At 64.8% G+C, this 17720-nt stretch carries 18 protein-coding genes; 9 read left to right on the forward strand and 9 right to left on the reverse strand.

Translation table 11 applies throughout. The features are described 5' to 3' along the window. Positions 1 to 57: 57 nt before the first annotated feature. From glgA to BMW72_RS04985, 3 genes are all read left to right on the forward strand, one after another. Complete coding sequence (glgA, locus tag BMW72_RS04975; protein WP_092107890.1) at positions 58 to 1239, forward strand: glycogen synthase; 1182 nt, start codon at positions 58 to 60, stop codon at positions 1237 to 1239. 85 nt (positions 1240 to 1324) lie between these two features. Further along, on the forward strand, positions 1325 to 2107 hold the full coding sequence (locus BMW72_RS04980) for an ABC transporter ATP-binding protein (protein WP_092107892.1): 783 nt from the start codon (positions 1325 to 1327) through the stop codon (positions 2105 to 2107). Positions 2108 to 2314: 207 nt separating this feature from the next. Continuing rightward, positions 2315 to 2566, forward strand: a complete 252-nt coding sequence (locus BMW72_RS04985) for a type B 50S ribosomal protein L31 (protein WP_092107894.1) — start codon at positions 2315 to 2317, stop codon at positions 2564 to 2566. Positions 2567 to 2639: 73 nt separating this feature from the next. On the opposite strand, the gene BMW72_RS04990 is transcribed toward BMW72_RS04985, so the two are convergent. The 4 genes from BMW72_RS04990 to treS form a co-directional block, all read right to left on the reverse strand. Then, a complete protein-coding gene (locus tag BMW72_RS04990) occupies positions 2640 to 3326 on the reverse strand; it encodes an exonuclease domain-containing protein (protein WP_092107896.1) in 687 nt (228 codons plus the stop codon). Positions 3327 to 3420: 94 nt separating this feature from the next. Further along, positions 3421 to 4134, reverse strand: coding sequence for a GAF and ANTAR domain-containing protein (locus tag BMW72_RS04995; RefSeq protein ID WP_092107898.1), 714 nt, complete (start codon positions 4132 to 4134; stop codon positions 3421 to 3423). A 27-nt stretch (positions 4135 to 4161) separates the two neighbouring features. Further along, entirely contained in the window at positions 4162 to 4851 is a 690-nt protein-coding gene (locus BMW72_RS05000; protein WP_092107900.1) for a GAF and ANTAR domain-containing protein, read from the reverse strand. Between the two features lie 128 nt (positions 4852 to 4979). Next, the gene (gene treS / locus BMW72_RS05005; protein ID WP_092107902.1) at positions 4980 to 6677 is read right to left on the reverse strand and encodes a maltose alpha-D-glucosyltransferase; all 1698 of its coding nucleotides are present in this window, start codon (positions 6675 to 6677) and stop codon (positions 4980 to 4982) included. A 116-nt stretch (positions 6678 to 6793) separates the two neighbouring features. Here treS and BMW72_RS05010 point away from each other — a divergent pair, with 116 nt between their 5' ends. Beyond that, positions 6794 to 7729 (forward strand): alpha/beta fold hydrolase, encoded by a 936-nt coding sequence (locus BMW72_RS05010; RefSeq protein ID WP_092107904.1) that lies wholly within the window; start codon positions 6794 to 6796, stop codon positions 7727 to 7729. Next, positions 7726 to 8799, forward strand: a complete 1074-nt coding sequence (locus BMW72_RS05015) for a glycosyltransferase family 4 protein (RefSeq protein WP_092107906.1) — start codon at positions 7726 to 7728, stop codon at positions 8797 to 8799. The genes BMW72_RS05010 and BMW72_RS05015 overlap by 4 nt, the downstream gene beginning before the upstream one ends. Positions 8800 to 8969: 170 nt before the next feature. Here BMW72_RS05015 and BMW72_RS05020 read toward each other — a convergent pair whose 3' ends face one another. Together BMW72_RS05020 and BMW72_RS05025 are read right to left on the reverse strand one after the other, a co-directional pair. Beyond that, complete coding sequence (locus BMW72_RS05020) at positions 8970 to 9623, reverse strand: histidine phosphatase family protein (protein ID WP_092107908.1); 654 nt, start codon at positions 9621 to 9623, stop codon at positions 8970 to 8972. Positions 9624 to 9629: 6 nt separating this feature from the next. After that, positions 9630 to 10553: a Sir2 family NAD-dependent protein deacetylase gene (locus BMW72_RS05025; RefSeq protein ID WP_092107910.1), complete on the reverse strand. Its 924-nt coding sequence runs from the start codon at positions 10551 to 10553 to the stop codon at positions 9630 to 9632. A gap of 130 nt (positions 10554 to 10683) precedes the next feature. Between BMW72_RS05025 and BMW72_RS05030 the strand changes: the two genes are divergently transcribed. Together BMW72_RS05030 and BMW72_RS05035 are read left to right on the forward strand one after the other, a co-directional pair. After that, positions 10684 to 11541, forward strand: a complete 858-nt coding sequence (locus BMW72_RS05030) for a TrmH family RNA methyltransferase (protein ID WP_092107912.1) — start codon at positions 10684 to 10686, stop codon at positions 11539 to 11541. A 4-nt stretch (positions 11542 to 11545) separates the two neighbouring features. Further along, positions 11546 to 12787 carry a D-alanyl-D-alanine carboxypeptidase family protein gene (locus BMW72_RS05035; RefSeq protein ID WP_092107914.1) on the forward strand — a complete coding sequence of 414 codons (1242 nt, stop codon included), beginning with the start codon at positions 11546 to 11548 and terminating at the stop codon, positions 12785 to 12787. Between the two features lie 20 nt (positions 12788 to 12807). Here BMW72_RS05035 and BMW72_RS05040 read toward each other — a convergent pair whose 3' ends face one another. After that, positions 12808 to 13596: an SGNH/GDSL hydrolase family protein gene (locus BMW72_RS05040; protein WP_092107915.1), complete on the reverse strand. Its 789-nt coding sequence runs from the start codon at positions 13594 to 13596 to the stop codon at positions 12808 to 12810. Between the two features lie 86 nt (positions 13597 to 13682). Between BMW72_RS05040 and BMW72_RS05045 the strand changes: the two genes are divergently transcribed. Continuing rightward, on the forward strand, positions 13683 to 15500 hold the full coding sequence (locus tag BMW72_RS05045) for a DEAD/DEAH box helicase (RefSeq protein WP_092107917.1): 1818 nt from the start codon (positions 13683 to 13685) through the stop codon (positions 15498 to 15500). On the opposite strand, the gene BMW72_RS05050 is transcribed toward BMW72_RS05045, so the two are convergent. Then, positions 15501 to 16724 carry a trans-sulfuration enzyme family protein gene (locus BMW72_RS05050; RefSeq protein ID WP_092107919.1) on the reverse strand — a complete coding sequence of 408 codons (1224 nt, stop codon included), beginning with the start codon at positions 16722 to 16724 and terminating at the stop codon, positions 15501 to 15503. A gap of 106 nt (positions 16725 to 16830) precedes the next feature. On the opposite strand from BMW72_RS05050, the gene BMW72_RS05055 reads away from it, so the two are divergent. Next, a complete protein-coding gene (locus BMW72_RS05055) occupies positions 16831 to 17310 on the forward strand; it encodes an Lrp/AsnC family transcriptional regulator (protein WP_092107921.1) in 480 nt (159 codons plus the stop codon). Between the two features lie 102 nt (positions 17311 to 17412). Here BMW72_RS05055 and cspE read toward each other — a convergent pair whose 3' ends face one another. Next, positions 17413 to 17616 (reverse strand): transcription antiterminator/RNA stability regulator CspE, encoded by a 204-nt coding sequence (gene cspE / locus BMW72_RS05060; RefSeq protein WP_035840308.1) that lies wholly within the window; start codon positions 17614 to 17616, stop codon positions 17413 to 17415. Positions 17617 to 17720: the final 104 nt, after the last annotated feature.

The following is a 17720-nucleotide window of genomic DNA, read 5'->3' on the forward strand; positions in this document are numbered from 1 at the left end:
GCCACTCGACTAGCACCACGGGGTGTGCGTCGGGTCCGGCTGCGCTACCTTTGCTCCATGCGAGTGGATTTGATGACCAAGGAGTACCCCCCGGAGATTTACGGGGGAGCGGGAGTGCACGTCACGGAGCTCGTACGAGCGCTCCGCGAAGACATTGACGTCTCGGTACGCTGCTTCGGTGCGCCCCGCTCAGACGTTGATACCTTCGCCTATGCGGTGCCGAAACAGCTGGTCGATGCCAACGCCACCCTGAGCACGCTGGGCGTCGACCTGCAGATGGCCCAGGACGCCGCCGGTGCCGATCTGGTGCACTCACATACCTGGTATGCCAACGCGGCCGGGCACCTCGCCCAGATGCTGCACGGCATCCCGCACGTTGTCACCGCCCACAGCCTTGAGCCCCTGCGCCCGTGGAAGGCCGAGCAGCTCGGCGGTGGCTATCGTGTGTCGAGCTGGATCGAGAAAACGGCCTTCGAGGCAGCGGATGCCGTCATCGCCGTCAGCGACGGCATGCGCCGCGACATCCTGCGCAGCTACCCGGCACTCGATGAGGGCCGAGTGCACACGGTGTACAACGGCATCGACCTCGAGCGCTGGAAGCCCCGGCTGGACGCTGATTTCGTGCGCGGGCTGGGAATCGATCCGGACCGGCCGTCCGTTGTCTTCGTCGGCCGCATCACGCGGCAGAAGGGACTGCCCTACCTGCTGCGCGCTGCGGCGCTGCTGCCGCCCGAGGTGCAGTTAGTACTGTGCGCCGGTGCGCCCGACACTCCCGGCATTCTCGCCGAAGTCACCGCCGGCGTCGAGGCCCTGCAGCGCGAACGGTCGGGCGTCGTCTGGATCAACCGGCTTCTCGCCCAGCCAGAGCTCGCTGCGGTGCTGACCCACGGCACGGTCTTCGTCTGCCCGTCAATCTACGAACCCCTCGGAATCGTCAATCTCGAAGCCATGGCCTGTGGCCTCGCCGTCGTCGGCACGGCCACCGGAGGGATACCCGAGGTCGTCGCCGACGGCCGAACCGGGCGCCTGGTACCGATCGAGCAGCTCACGGACGGCACCGGTACCCCGCTGCATCCCGAGCAGTTCGTCGCCGACCTCGCCCGCATCCTCACCGAGGTTGTGAGCGACCCTGCCCGTGCCGCCGAGATGGGGCGCGCCGGTCGCCTGCGGGCCGAGCACGAATTCGGCTGGAGCCAGATCGCCACTCGCACTCGCGAGATCTACGCGTCCCTGCTCTGATCACTGGCACTGGCACTGGCACTGGGCCGGTCGCCGCGACGGCCCGGCGTATTTCAGCACTGGCGCCGCCCGATAACATGGCTGTATGGTCAACGTTTTGCATTTCACCGGCGTCTCCGTCGTCCGGGGTGGCACCACCATCCTCGACTCAGTGAATTGGAGCGTCGACGACGACCAACGGTGGGTCATCCTCGGGCCGAACGGCGCTGGCAAGACCACCCTGCTGCAGATCGCCGCCGCCTTCATGCACCCGTCGAGTGGGCAGGCCGAAGTGCTCGATGAGACACTCGGCGAAACGGATGTCTTCGAGCTGCGGCCCCGAATCGGGTTCGCCTCGACCGCCATGGCCCGCAAAGTGCCGGGCAACGAGAAAGTGCTCGACGTCGTCATGACGGCGGCTTACTCCGTCACCGGCCGGTGGAACGAAGAATACGAGACCATCGACGAACGCCGCGCCCAGCGCGTACTGCAGGAATGGAAACTCGACCACCTCGCCGACCGCAAGTTCGGCACCCTCAGCGACGGCGAGCAGAAGCGGGTGCAGATCGCCCGCTCCGTCATGACCGACCCGGAGATTCTGCTGCTCGATGAGCCCGCAGCCAGCCTCGACCTCGGCGCTCGCGAATCGCTCCTGCAGCTGCTCAGCGGTTTCGCACAGGAGCCCAACTCGCCGGCCATCATCATGGTCACGCACCACGTCGAAGAGATTCCGCTCGGGTTCACCCATGTGCTGCTGCTGGCGGGCGGGCAGGTCGTCTCGGCCGGTCCGATCGGTGAGGCACTCACCGCGACGGCGTTGAGCGAGACATTTGGTCTTAACATCGAACTCACCGAGACCGACGGTCGTTACTCGGCCCGGGCGCTCTGAACCGAGCATCCGAACAGCTCGGCTTTCAGCCGCATCAATTTCTGCCAGGACAATTTCTGCCAAAGCAATGTCTGCTAAGGTAAGTGGCTGGCCATCTGGCCACCCAGCTTGCCGTCGTTGTGTTGCGCATGGCGGGCGGGGCCCCATAAACGAACAGCACTGTGACCAGTTACAAGTCTGTTCACCAGAAGTGCAAAAGGAAATTTCATGAAGTCTGACATCCACCCCGAGTACGCTGCCGTCGTGTTCCGCGACCTCGCCTCCGGCGCGACCTTCCTGACTCGTTCGACGGTCTCCAGCAAGAAAACCATCGAGTGGGAAGACGGAACCACATACCCGGTCATCGACGTGGAAATCTCCTCCGAGTCGCACCCGTTCTACACGGGTAAGCAGCGCATCATGGACTCCGCCGGTCGTGTCGAGAAGTTCAACTCGCGTTACAAGGGCTTCGGCAAATAGCACCAGATTTTACAGCGAAGAAGGCGACCAGCTCCGGCTGGTCGCCTTCTTCGTATCGATTCCGCGCAGTGAGTTAGCGCAGCGGCCAGGCGGTGTCCGCCAGAAATTCAGGATCGCGGCCGCGTCGGACGTATTCCTGAAAACTTTCCGCCTGCTGGCGGTACCAGGTGACCTGCAGAGAATGCATCTCGTCGAGGGTCGTGGGCAGGGCGCCTGCGTGCGCTCGGTGGATCGCCTGAGCGACGCGGCCGGCCGCGATCGCGTCGGCCCCGGCATCGTGGGCGTCGTCGAGAGCCACGCCGTAGAACGCGCTCGTGACCGCGAGGGTGCGCTTTCCTTTGCGATACTTGTCGACGGCCTTGTCGATGACCAGTGGATCGACGATCGGACTGGGCGAGGCCAGGGGGGCAATGCCGTAGCGCAGAGCCTCACGGTCGAGCAGGGTGAGGTCGTACGGGGCGTTATAGGCCACGATGGGCAGACCGTCGCTCAGATGCCCGCGGAGGGCCGTGACGATCTCCGCCACGGCTTCCGACGCGAGGCGGCCGTGCTCCACGGCCTGCTGGGTGGTGATGCCGTGCACGCCGGTCGCGCCGGCCGGAATGTCGATACCTGGATCGACCAGCCAATCGATGCGCTCAACGGCCGTGCCGCTCGCGTCGAGAACGGCGACGGTGGCCGACACGATGCGGCAGGTTTCCACGTCGATGCCGGTGGTTTCAAGGTCGAATACGGCGAGGTGATCGCTCCAGGTGCTCATACTTCCACCCTAGGGGCGACCACCGACAGGCATCCGCGCCGCCCGCCGGGTACGCCCCAACGGCGTGCGCGGGGCGCAACATCAGAGCTGACGTTTAGAGCTGGATTCGTCTGCTGATGACATTTTCGGCACTCTCGCGCATCGTGTGGTTGCGCGCGCGGGCATCCGCTCGCAGTCGTTTGAAGGCTTCGTCCATGTCGACGGAACTGATTTGGGCGATGACGCCCTTGGCCTGTTCGATCAGGATTCGGCTGTTGAGGGCCCGCTGCAGTTGCTCGTTGACGACGGCGTCCTCGCGCACGGTGCTTTCCTGAAGGATGCTGATGGTCGCGACATCGGCCATGGCCTGTCCGATCGCTGCCTCTTCGGGGGTGACGTCGCCGGTTTCGGTGCGGAACAGATTGAGCGCACCGATCGCCCGATGGCGAACCCGCATCGGAATGGCGTGCACCGAACGAAAGCCTTGCGAGAGAGCGGCCGCTTTGAAGTCCGGGTAGGTGTCGCCGGAGGCGGCGATGTCGCCCATCGTAACGACCTTGCCGGTTAGATAGCAGTCCACGCAGGGGCCGGCACCGGCCTGCTGCTGCAGCGCCTCGACGAGGTAACTCTCCTCGCTCGTGGACGCTACCACCTGGAGTTCCCCGCTGGGATCGGCCAGGAGTAGACCGGCCGCGGTGGCGTCGAGCAGTTCCACGCACTCCTCCACCAGGGTGTGCAGTACGTCGAGAACGTCATATTCGCCAACCAAAGTGTCCGTCAACTTCACGAAGGCGGCGCTCACCCGGGAGGCGCGAGTCATGGTGACCATCAGTGATTCTGTGACCTTTCTAAATTTTCAATCATTTACCGGTGAAAAGTGCAGCCGTCTGGCGACCACGTCACCCGCGATCGTGCGTACCGTCTTGCCGTGGGAGAAGGCGTGCGCGCGAAGCACGAGCAGAGCATCCGTTGCTGTGATGTTCATCTGCACCAGCACCATGCCGGTCGCCTGGTGAATTTCCCGCCGCGACAGGGGCGATGCCGTGGAGGCCAAACCAGCGTCTCCGACGGCCGGTGACTCCTGCACGCAAAGCAGGCGATCGAGCAGGTTCCAGGCCGTCTTATTGGCCAGCACTAAGGCTCTGGCCCGGTCCGTGCGATCCAGTACCCCCGGCGTTCGGCTGTACAACTCGACAATTCCGACATCGAGTGCGCCGAGAGTGAGCGGAAAGACGTAGAGCGCTTCGACGACGGTGTCCATCAGTGCCGTGGAGAAGACCGGCCACAGCGGGTGAGCCCCCTCACGTACCCGGGGTTCCAACACGGGAAGTCTGGTGCGCGCCGCCACCCACCGCGGGCCCTCGCCCAGGTCGAACTGCAGTTCATCCAGGCGAGCGGCGAGGTTGTCGGTGGCGCAGACGACGGTTTCGGGGACTGCGCCACCGAAAACTGACACGGCAGCACCGTCGACCGGTAGGGAGGAGAGAAAATGGGCACACAGCGCCGTGTCCTCGACTCCGCCGTCTGAACTCGACCATGCTGCCATCGACCGGCCTCCGGACCCTGGGCGATTGCTTCGTTAGCCCAAGAATACGTCTGCTGGGAGCCGTAATAAAGAGAAAAGTTGAGTGATTTCGCACCCGCGGTCATCGCCGCCCGCTGGCGCTCCTGACGTCAGCCGCAATGCAGCCAGTAGAAACTCTGCGCCCCGAGGGTGAGGGTGAGGGCGCCCTCCTCGTTGAAACTGGGAAAGACAGCGCCGCCGAACAGGTCATAGAGCCGGGTGCCGGCCATGTCGACATCCTCGATGGTGAAGGCGACCGGATTGTGCGAAAAGCTGAAGACGCACATCACGGATTCCGGCTGATCGCCGAAGATGGAACCAGAGCCGGCGTAGCTACGGGTGAACACGAGCACCGATTCGTGGTTGGTCTTCAACACGCGGATCGTGCCGAGCCCGAAGGTGGGGTGTGCCTTGCGCACGTGGATCACGTTACGGATCCAGTGCAGGAGCGAACCGGACTGGGCCAGCTGGGATTCCACGTTGGTCTGCGTGAAATTGTAGACCAGGGACTGCACGATCGGCAGGAACAGCTTGCCCGGGTCGGCATCGGAAAAACCGGCGTTGCGGTCCGGGGTCCACTGCATCGGGGTGCGGGAACTATCCCGGTCGGGCAGCCAGATGTTGTCGCCCATGCCGATCTCGTCGCCGTAGTAGAGGAACGGGCTGCCCGGCAGGGCAAACAACAGGGCGTGGGCGAGCTCCAGCTCCGCCCGAGAGTTGTCGAGAAGCGGCGCCAACCGCCTGCGGATGCCAATGTTCGCGCGCATCCGCGGGTCGTAGGCATACCAGCCATACATTGCCTGCCGGTATTCCTCGCTGACCATTTCCAGGGTGAGTTCGTCGTGGTTGCGCAGGAACACGCCCCAGCCGGCGCCGTCGGGAATGTCGGTCGTCTCGGAGAGTACCCGCACCAATTCGTTGGCTTGCTGGGAGCGCAGCGAATAGAAGATGCGCGGCATCACGGGAAAATCGAAGGCCATGTGGCATTCCGGTTCGTCTTCGGTGCCGAAGAACGCGGCGACTTCCCGCGGCCACTGATTGGCTTCAGCGATCATGACCCGGCCGGGGTAGTCCCGATCCACCATGGAGCGCAGTCGCTTGACGAACTCGTGCGTCGGCGGCTCACCCTCGCCATTGCCCTCCTCGGATTCGAACAGGTACGGGATCGCGTCCAGGCGAAAGCCGTCGACGCCGAGGTCCAGCCAGAAGCGCACGACATCGAAGATGGCTTCCTGAACGGCCATGTTCTCAAAATTGAGGTCGGGCTGATGTGAGAAGAAACGGTGAAAGAAAAACTGTCGGCGCACCGGATCGAAGGCCCAGTTCGATTCTTCGGTGTCGGTAAAGATGATGCGAATGTTGGGGTACCGCTCGTCGGTGTCGCTCCACACGTAGAAATCTCCGTACGGGCCGTCGGGGTCCTCACGGGACTGCTGGAACCATTCATGCTGGTCCGAGGTGTGATTCAGCGGAAAATCGATCACGATGCGCATATTCCGCTCGTGCGCTTTGGTCACGAGGTCCTTGAACTCCTCCAGCGTGCCGAATTCGGGCAGGATCGTGCGGTAGTCGGCCACATCGTATCCGCCGTCCTTGAGCGGAGAGTTGAAGAACGGCGGAATCCACAGGGCGTCGATGCCGAGCCACTGCAGGTAGTCGAGCTTCGACACGAGGCCGGAAAGGTCGCCCGAGCCGTCGGCATTGCTGTCCACAAAGGATCGAACCATGACCTCATAGAAGACGGCACGGCGATACCACCGCGGATCGAGGGCCAATCCGGGCAGCTGAATGGGTGCGGTGAAGCTCACGGCAGTCCTTCCGTCCCCGCGAAGGGCTCTCTCGATGCAGATAGTGGCTCGAGTCTAGATCGACCACCCCGGTGCACGTCCAGCCTTGCGCAAGTCTCGCGCCTAAACTAGGTCCGATGATCGTTTCTTCTCCCTACGACAAGCTCCTGCAGAGCCTCCCGGTGCGCGAGCTCACCGCATCCGTTCCCGGCATCGAACGCCGGGCGAGTGACACGCGGTACTGGGAGTACGGCGATCCGGCTGCGACCACCACGCTGGTGCTGGTGCACGGCTTTCGAGGCGATCACCACGGCCTGCAGCTGGTCGTGGCCGAGATGCTCGGCGACGCCACAAGCTCACCCGACCTGCGCATCGTGGCACCCGACCTGCCCGGATTCGGCCAGTCTGCTCCATTTCGGGATGGCACACATTCCCTGTCGGCCTACGTCGGCTGGCTACAGGACTTCCTTCGGGTACTGGCCCCGACCGGTCGGGTGGTCGTGCTGGGCCATTCCTTCGGTTCGATCGTGGTCGCTGCCGCCGTCGCCGACAAACTGGCGGTCGACGAGGTCATCCTGGTCAACCCGATCGCCGCTCCGGCACTGTCCGGGCCGCGCGGCATACTGACCCGTCTGGCTGTTTTCTACTACTGGGCCGCTGCGACCTTGCCGGAGCGCTGGGGTTATGCGCTGCTGCAAAACCGTGCCATCGTGCGCGTCATGAGCGTGAGCATGGCCAAGACTCATGATGCGCAGCTACGGCGCTGGATTCACAATCAGCACGACCGTTACTTCAGTGCTTTCGCCAATCGTCAGGTCGTGATGGCCGCCTTCACCGCCTCGGTCAGCCACGACGTGAGCGAATTCGCCGCACAGATTCGACAACCGACGCTGCTGATCGCCGCCGATAAAGATGACATCACACCCCTGGCCGCCCAGTACCGGTTGAAAACGTTGTTTCCCAACGCGACGCTGCGGGTCATCGAGAATGTCGGCCACCTTATCCACTACGAAAAACCGAAACCGGCTGCAGCCTGCATTCGGGATTTCCTCGCGGCGGAGCGACCGCTGTGAGGATTGTCGTCGACTGCCGTTATGTGCGCCTCGATCAACACGACGGCATCAGCCGCTACACGGCGGGGCTGGTCACCGAACTGGGCCGCCTGCATCCGCTCATCATGTTGATCAGCGATCATCGCCAGCTGAAGATGCTTCCGGCTCTGCCCTGGCAGTTGGTGCGCGCACCGACCAGCCTGTTCGAACCGCTCGTCGCGCTGTCGGTCAATCGGCTGAAACCCGACGTCGTCTTCAGCCCCATGCAGACGATGGGGTCCTGGGGCCGCAAGTATCGGTTGTTCCTGACCGTGCACGACCTGATCTACTACCGTAACCGCACACCGCCGCGCGATCTGGCCCCGTTCATCCGCCTGCTCTGGCGGGCCTACCACCTGTCCTGGTGGCCACAACGGATGCTGCTGAACGGCGCCGACGGCGTCGTGACGGTCTCCGAGACCACGCGTTCACTGATCAGGGAACACCACCTGACGCGGCGGCCCGTCACCGTGGTGCCCAACGCCGCCGATCCCGCACCGGGTCTGCCCGGTCACCGGAGCATTCCGGAAACGACCCGACTGATCTACATGGGTTCCTTCATGCCGTACAAGAACCTCGACACGCTCGTTCTGGCCCTGGCCGACCTGCCGGACTACGAACTGCATCTGCTCAGTCGGGTGACGTCGACCGAACGGGACCGGCTCGGCCGGCTGGCACCCCAGGCCCGCCTCGTCTTCCACGACGGGGTCAGCGATGAGCAATATCACCGGCTGTTGCGCTCGGCGACCGCGCTTGTGACCGCTTCGCTCGATGAAGGCTTCGGAATTCCGTTGGTTGAGGCGATGAGCCTGGGAATCCCAGTCATCGTCAGCGACATTCCGATCTTTCGGGAGATCGGTGGCGATGCCGCGCTGTACTTCGATCCGAGGAGTGCGGATGCACTCGCTGGAGCGGTGCATCAGTTGGCAGCCCCGGGGGAGTGGGCTGCCCGTTCGGCTCGATCGATCGACCAGGCTACCCGTTTCACCTGGCAAGCCTCGGCTCGAACCCTGCTCGGGGTGCTCGAGGGAACCGTTTCGACGACTCCGTAGCTGCGATTCACGCCGCTCGGGAGCTGCGCCGCTGCGCGGGACGCGCAATTCGCGCGCAACGGCGCAGGTCGAGCGCCTTGCGTCGCGCTGGAGTTGTGTCCAGCCCCATTCTCCCGCGCATTGGCGCAAGTCCAGCGTGACGCGCGGCATCCGTGCGGTGGGGTGCCGGGTTAGAGTACGGGCGACGCTGGAAAATCGCCACGATCTCCCGGCAGGCGAGTCGTCGCATCGAAATGCGTCAGCAGTAGCTGATCGTTTTGCCACCGAAAATCGTGCACAGACCCGTTGGCGATGAATTCACCGTGCCTCGGCCGGTCACCCGCGGTAACGTGACGCAGCAGGGTGCCGATGATCCCGCCGTGGCTGAGCACAAGCACGCGCTGGCCCGCCCGCCCATCGGCAAGCGCAGCAAGGGCCACAAGCACGCGATCAACGACGTCTCGCCGAGTTTCCAGCCCGGGAACGGCCACACCATCGGGAAAGCGAAGCTGACGTTCAGCGAAGGTGAGTCCCTCAATGGCACCGTGGTGGCGTTCGGTGAGCGCGGCAACGACCTGTGGATCGTTCAGGCCAAGCTCAGCGGCAATGATCCGAGCAGATTCTGCCGCACGCAGCAGCGGGCTGGTCACGATGACATCCCAGCGCCGGCCGGCAAGGCGCATCGCTGCGGCGACGGCCTCTGCTCGCCCCGTGGCGTTCAGGGGAATGTCTGTGCTGCCCTGAATTCGATGGTGCAGGTTCCAGTCCGTCTGGCCATGGCGCACGATGGAGAACGATGTCGTCGCCGGTTCACCCTCGACCGTGGTGATTCGCTCCGTGAACAAACGGGGTCAGCCCAGCAGTCGGGCGGCCAGGGCAGCGAGGGTTTCGGAGGTGCCGGCCTCGAGTTTGTGCAGGGCGCGCCCATCACCCTTGGTCACCCCACGGTTGATCACGATGATGGGCAGCTTGCGCCGACGAGCCTGCTCCACCAGCCGAATACCAGAATTCACGGCCAGCGACGATCCAGCCACGATGAGGGCGTCGGAACCCGAAATCAAAGCGGATGCCTCCAGAAACGTTTCCGTGGGAACGAGCTCACCGAAGAAGACGACATTGGGCTTGAGCATGCCGCCGCAGACGGTGCAGTCAGGCACGACGAAGTCATCGATGTTTCCCACATCGGCATCGCCGTCGGGGGCGATCTGAATGCTCTCCGGGTTGCGCAGCACCGGGTTGTCGGTCTCGAGGCGAGCGGCGATACTGTCGCGCCCGAACGCCTGACCGCAGGCCAGACAGATGACCCGGTCGAGGGATCCGTGCAGCTCGACCACATGGAGCGACCCGGCGCGGGTGTGCAGGCCGTCGACATTTTGGGTGATGACCCCGGCGATAGCGCCGGCGCTCTCCAACTGCACCAAAGATCGGTGTCCCAGGTTGGGTTCGGCCCGGTGGAAAACCCGCCAGCCCAGGTGGCTTCCGGCCCAGTAGCGTTTACGGGATCGTTCGTCGGCGACGAAGGTTTGAAAAGTCATCGGGGTGCGCGTCGGCGCACCCTCGCCGCGATAGTCCGGAATACCGGAATCCGTACTGAGACCGGCTCCGGTGAGCACTGCGGCACGTTTGCCGCGCAGCAACGTCGCGACGGCATCCACTGCGCGCTCGGAATCGAGGGCAAGCGCCGAGGCGAGCGCGGCGGCGGTATCGGGAGCGTCAGACGGTTCGAGCGCATCGACCAGTACCGTGTCGCGGGGCGAAGCCGAGTCGGCAGTCATCGGCGCTCCTTTCGGGCCAAGGCGAATACGAACTATTGCTCGCCCCTTGATTCTAAACTCGTCTGTTTTCCTGTTTGACTACCCACCTGTCAGGCTTGGTCTAAACACTCATCTCGAAAGGCATGTTTTCGTGCAGATCACCCGCATTACCGACCTGTCCACTGCGGGTCTCGCCGATTATTCGCGTTTGACCGATGTTGCCCTCCGTCGGGTTCTGGAACCGGCCGGCGGTCTGTACATCGCCGAGTCGCCCAAGGTCATCGCCCGGGCGTTGAACGCCGGGCATCGGCCCCGCTCCCTGCTCATTCAGGAACAGTGGATGCCCGATGCCGAGCGACTGCTCGTCGACTGGCCGGACGTGCCGGTCTACGTCGGTGAGGCGAGCGTGCTGGAACAGCTGACCGGCTACAACCTGCACCGGGGCGCCCTCGCCGCCATGCACCGGCCAGCGCTCGAGCCGGTCGAGGCGCTCCTGACCGACGCCCGCCGTATTGTGATCCTGGAAGACATCGTGGACCACACCAACGTCGGTGCGATATTTCGATCCGTGGCCGGGCTCGGTGCCGACGCGGTGCTGATCACCCCGCGTTGCGCAGACCCGCTCTATCGACGCAGCGTGCGCGTGAGCATGGGCACCGTGCTTCAGGTGCCGTGGACCCGCCTGCCGGAATGGAGCGTTGCCACCCCGCTGTTGCACGCGGCCGGCTTCCACCTGGCGGCCCTGGCGCTTTCCGACGCAGCGGTGTCGCTCGACGTGTTCGCCGAGGCGCCACCCGAGCGACTCGCGATCATCCTCGGTGCCGAAGGCGACGGGCTCAGCCAGCACGCCCTGGCTGCCTCCGACACGGTGGTGACCATACCGATGCTGCACGGTGTGGATTCGCTTAACGTGGCATCCGCGAGTGCCGTCGCGCTCTACGCCCTACGCTCTGCGCATTCGTTCGTGACGTCGGCGGGCCCGATGAACGACGCGAAGAAGTTAGGCTGAACGGATGTCTCCCTCCCGTCGCGTAGTCCTCCAACGTCGGCGACTGGCCGTCTTCAGCGTTGTTCTCTTGGTGCTGGGCGGCGTCGGATATGTCGGCGCCACCACTCTGGCTCCCGTACCCGTGAGCGCCGCGGCCCTCGTGCAGCCCGCCGACCTCACCCAGCCGATGGCCGCCCCGACCTGGCCGTCCTTCGGTGCGAGCGCCATCGGCGCTGTCGGTCTTCCCGGCGTGTTGGCGTCGAGCGGCGCGCAGGACACGGTGCCGATTGCGAGTATCACCAAAATGGTCACCGCACTCGTCATCCTCGATGCGAAGCCGCTCGGTGCCGGCGAGGCTGGGCCCGACATCACGTTCACCGACGCCGACGTGGACATCTACTACGACGTGATCGCCGAAAACGGTTCGGTGGCTCCCGTCGTGTCCGGAATGGTGCTCACCCAGCGGGAGGCATTCGAGGCGATGCTGCTGCCGTCGGCCAACAACTATGCGGCGTCCCTCGCGGTGTGGGCCTACGGATCCATCGACAACTACCTGGCAGCGGCGAAGGCCTGGCTGGCTGACAATTCGCTGGACCAGACCAGTGTCGCCGACACCAGCGGCCTTTCCTCGTCGAGCGTGAGCAGTCCGGCTGACCTCGTGGAAATCGGCAAGCTCGTCGTCGGCCACCCGGCCCTCGCCGAGATCGTGGCCCTTCCTGCGGCGGTCCTGCCCGTCATCGGCACCATCACCAACACCAACAAGCTGCTCGGCCGTGATGGCGTCGACGGCATCAAGACGGGAACGACGGATGTGGCCGGCGCCTGCCTGTTGTTCTCGACCGACTTCACCGTCGGAACCACCACGGTCACCGTTGTCGGCGTGGTGCTGGACGGTGAAACGCACTCCGAGCTCAATTCTGCGATTTCCGCGCTGATCACGAGCGTGCAGCCCGGGTTTCACGAGGTCGCGCTGGTTGAAGCCGGTGCCGTGTTCGGCAGTTACACGACCGAGTGGGGCGACGTGAGTGACATCGTCGCCGAGCGGGCGGCATCCGTTCTGGTCTGGTCGGACTCACCGATCAGCGGCGCCGCGGCGGCCGCCGACGTGCAGCTCGCCCGGGCCGGCGACGAGGTGGGGGACGTGTCGTTCACGATCGGGACCGGAACGCCGACGACGGTGACCGTGCCGCTCGAACTGCACCGGGGCCTGACCGATCCCGGCCCAGCTTGGCGCATGGGGCACCCGGGCGAACTCGCGGCGGGCTGACGCTCAGAGCGACCTGCCGGTCAGACCGTCGGCAGGGTGAACGGGCCGGCCGCCGGCCGTTTGGGCAGGACGTTGTCGCCGGAGGATTGGTGCCGCACCCGACGCAGCACCCACGGCACCAGGTACTCCCGCGCCCATGCGAAGTCTTCGGTGCGCGCCTGACGCCAGCTGGTACCCGGCATCGGCTCTGGCGCGCTCGGTTCGAGGGAATTCTTCACGTTGAGGGTCTGCAGCACCATGCGGGCCACCGTGTGGTGTCCGAGAGCGTTCAGGTGCAGCCGGTCTGGCGCCCACAGCCGTGGGTCCTGGATCTCGGTGAGCTGCCACATGTCGGCCACGATGCAGTCGTACTTCGTTGCAATGGCGCGAATGTTCTCGTTGTAGATGGCGACCTTGCCGCGAATGCTGCGAAACACGGGGGAGAAGCCCACATCGGCACCGGTGAACAGCACGACCGTCGCGCCATCGCTGGTCAACCGAGAAATGACTTCGTCACAGCGCGCAGCGATGAAGTCCGGGTCGGTACCCGGTCGGAGCACGTCGTTGCCGCCGGCCGAGATGGTGATCAGGTCAGGGCGCTGCGCCAGCGCCGGTTCGACCTGTTCGTCGGCAATCTGCCGAATGAGTTTGCCGCGCACAGCGAGGTTGGCGTAAGCGAAGTCCTCGGTGCCGTCGCTCAAAATCTCGGCGACCCGATCGGCCCAGCCCCGGTGCCCGCCGGGGCTCTGCACCTCAGGATCGCCGATGCCTTCGGTGAAGGAGTCGCCCAGGGCGACGTAGCGCGACCACGGATGCTGTTGCTTCGTCATCGACCCATTCTGTCGGACCACCCGGGTCGGGTCGAACCGAGCGCGCTGCACGCGAACGTCAGTGGGCTTTGGTAGATTTGTCAGAAGTGAATACTCCATCGGTTTTCGGTCCCGCGCAGGGAACGAGTGCAGCCGAACATCTTTCGCCGTCCTTCCCCGAACGCGCCGCCTGGGGTACCGCTGGCAAGCTGCGTGCCTGGCAAGCCGAAGCGCTCGAAGCCTACTTCGTGCACGAACCGCGAGACTTCCTCGCCGCGGCCACGCCCGGTGCCGGCAAGACAACGTTCGCCCTGCGTCTGGCGGCCGAACTTCGGTCCCGGCGAACCATCGATCGCATCACCGTCGTCGCCCCGACCGAGCATCTCAAAAACCAGTGGGCGGATGCCGCGGCGCGCGCGGGCATCCGTCTCGACCCAATGTTCAAGAACGCCGACCGCAGTTACGGCAGCCACTATCACGGAGTCGTCGTCACCTACGCGCAGGTCGCAGCGCGCGCCGCCCTGCACAAGCAGCTCACCGAATCGAGCCGTACCCTGGTCATCCTCGACGAGATCCACCACGGGGGAGACGCCCTGAGCTGGGGCGACGCGATTCGTGAGGCGTTCGGCCCGGCCACCCGCAGGCTGTCACTGACCGGTACCCCGTTCCGGTCAGATACCTCGCCGATTCCGTTCGTGAGCTACCTGCCCGACAAGCACGGCATCCGCATGTCGCAGAGCGACTACGCCTACGGGTACGGCCGTGCCCTCGCCGACGGCGTGGTGCGCCCGGTCATGTTCATGGTCTACGCCGGGCACATGAAATGGCGCACCCGCGCCGGCGACGAGATGGAAGCAAAACTCGGCGAGGGTAACACCAAGGACATCACGAGCCAGGCTTGGCGCACCGCACTCGAGCCCAGCGGCCAGTGGATACCGTCGGTGTTGCGCGCCGCGAATTCGCGTCTGACCGAGGTGCGGCACGGCATTCCGGATGCCGGTGGCCTCGTCATCGCCACCGACCAGACCACCGCACGCGCCTACGCCGTTATCCTCGAGGACATCTGTGGTGAGCCGGTCACGATCGTGCTCTCCGATGAGAAAGAAGCCAGCGACCGGATCGACGAGTTCTCCAAGAACACGCGGCGTTGGATGGTCGCCGTGCGGATGGTGTCGGAGGGTGTTGATGTGCCGCGTCTCGCTGTCGGCGTGTACGCGACGAGCGCGGCCACCCCGCTGTATTTTGCCCAGGCGATCGGCCGGTTCGTGAGGGCGCGTCGTCGTGGAGAGACGGCGTCCATTTTTCTGCCGAACGTTCCCGGGCTGCTCAGCCTGGCCAACGCCCTCGAACTGGAACGCGACCACGCCCTCGACCGCAGCAACCGTGACGACGGCGACGATGGCATGTACAACCCCGAAGACGCCATGGTCACTGCGGCGAACAAGGAAGAGAAAGCGTCCGATGACCTCGGCGTGGACGACTTCACCTGGCAGGCCCTGGACTCGCAGGCGACCTTCGACATGGTCATGTTCGACGGTGATGAATTCGGTGAGCTCGCCGAGCCGGGCACCGATGAGGAGTTCGACTTCATCGGGATCCCCGGCCTGCTCGAGCCGGAGCAGGTGTCGGAGTTGCTGCGGCAACGCCAGTCCCGTCAGTCCAAGCGGTCCACCGACAAGCGTAGAGACCCCGTCACCGGCGACATCGCCCCGCTGGAGCCGCCGCCGCTTTACCGTACGCTGAAGGAACAGCGCACCCTGCTGTCGAGCCTGGTGGGCATGTGGTCGAAGCTGGCCAACGAGCCGCACGGCATGATCCACGCTGAGATGCGTCGGATCTGTGGCGGGCCCGCCGTCGCGCAGGCCAGCGTGACCCAGCTGCAGATGCGCATCGACCTGCTGCGCCGCCGTCTCGGCCGCAGCTAGCTAGTCACGCAGCGTCGTCGACCGGGCCTTGTTTTCGACACTGACGGGCGCACGGGCGACCAGCAGTGCGGTGAGAATGTCGTCGAGCAGGTCATCGACGTGTTCGAGTCCGATCGACAGGCGCACGACACCGGCGCCGGGGCGTGCCGTTGCCGCGACCGGCCGGTGGGTCAGGGATGCCGGGTGTTGAACGAGGGAGTCGACACCGCCCAGCGACACGGCGTGCGTGACCAGCCTCAGTGCTTCGGTGAAGCGCACGGCGGCTGCGTAGGAGCCCAGGTCCAGGGCCATCAGGGAACCGGCCCCCGCGCTCTGTCGGCCGATCAGCCCCTGCGGGTCCTGGCCGGGCAGGCCGGGGTAAAGTACGCGAGACAACGCCGGATGTTCGTTGAGCCGGGCAGCGATCACACCCGCCGTGTCCTGTTGGGCGCGCACCCGAATCGGCAGGGTGCGCAGCCCGCGATGCAGCAGGTAGGCGTTGAACGGCGCCAGCAAGCCACCGGTGAGCGCGCGCACCTGCCGCAGCCGCACCATCCACTCGTGGGGCCCCGAAACGGTTCCGCCCATGGCATCGCCGTGCCCGCCGAGGAACTTGGTCGCGCTGTGCAGAACCAGGGTAGCCCCGCACTCGATCGGGCGTTGCAGCACCGGCGTCGCAAAGGTATTGTCGACCAGCACCGGAACATCTCCGGCGGCCGCAACGACCGCCCGAATATCGGTGAGCTCGAGGGTCGGGTTGGCCGGCGTCTCGAGCACGACCAGACCGGTGTCCGCACGGATGGCCGCTGTAACGCCGGCCAGGTCGGTCCAGGTGACCGTCGTGCCGAGCAGCCCACTGGCCAGGACGTGGTCGGTTCCGCCGTACAGGGGGCGGAGGGCCACGATATGCGGCTTGCCGGCGGTCACCGTCGCGATCAGCGTCGCGGTAAGGGCGGCCATTCCGGTGGCGAAGGCCACTGTGCCCTCAGCCTGTTCCAACGCCGCCAGGGCGCACTCGAACCGGGCGACTCCGGGCTGCCACAACCGCTGGTAGACGGCGGAGTCCTCAGGTCGGGGAGTGCCTCCGGTCGCCAGGTTCTCGTACGACTCACCACCGGTCTCCACTGTTCGCAGCGGATTCGTTGTCGACAGGTCGATTCCCGGAACGTGAACCCCGGCCTCGGTGAGGCCGTCCATTCCGGCATGCACGGCTAGGGTTTCGATGTGTGGCGTCGATGGCAGCATGACCTCACAGAAGCAGATTCTGTGCGTTCCTACAAGGCACTCTGCAGACCCTTCCAAAACTGATCTTCACATCGCATAAACTCCTTGGTAACGAGGGAGTCTCTTAATGGAATCGAAGAAGCCGGAACTTGACCGGGTTGATCGCGCTTTACTGCGTGCCCTGTCCGTCAATGCGAGGGCTTCTGGGGCGGCCCTGGCCAGCGAGATCGGCGTCGCCGAATCCACCGTGTCCCTGCGTCTGCGCCGTCTGCAGCAGCTCGGCCACATTCGCGGCTATCGGGCCAACATCGACCTGGCCGCACTCGGCGCGAGCCTGCAGGCCCTGATCTCGGTGCGGCTGGCCAAGCACGCCCGGGTACAGATCGATGACTTTCGAAACGCAGCCCCGCACTGGCCCGGGGTGATCGGCCTGTTCCACACCGCCGGAGCCGATGACTATCTGCTGCACGTTGCCGCCGCGGATGCCTCCCACCTGCGTGACTTCGTGTTGGAACACCTCGCGGAGCATCCGGCCGTCGCCCACACCGAGACCAACCTGATCTTTGAGTACGTCGACGGTGACGGCTGGCAAGATCTGGTCAAGTAGCACCGCGGACGGACTGTGGGTCGTTGCTGACCGGTCCAGACCAATTCGGTTAAAACAAGAACGCCTCCCGCGTGAGCGGGAGGCGTTCTTCGCAAGCTCTATTTAGAGGGCGCGGATGTTTTCGGCCTGAGGACCCTTGGGGCCCTGGGTTACCTCGAACTCGACCTTCTGGTTCTCATCGAGGGACTTGTAGCCGTTCGACGCGATCGCGGAGTAGTGCGCGAAAACATCGGCGCTTCCGTCGTCGGGTGCGATAAAGCCGAAGCCCTTTTCAGCGTTGAACCATTTCACGGTACCTGTTGCCATTTGTAAAACTCCTCCAGGAGTGTTAGACCGGCCCCGACTGTCGGGACCGTTCGTCGCGGTATTCGTCGTCCGCTTCCGAAAGGAATGTGGCGCACAAACCGCAA

Source organism: Cryobacterium luteum (assembly GCF_900110125.1).
Classification (GTDB): Bacteria; Actinomycetota; Actinomycetes; order Actinomycetales; family Microbacteriaceae; genus Cryobacterium; species Cryobacterium luteum.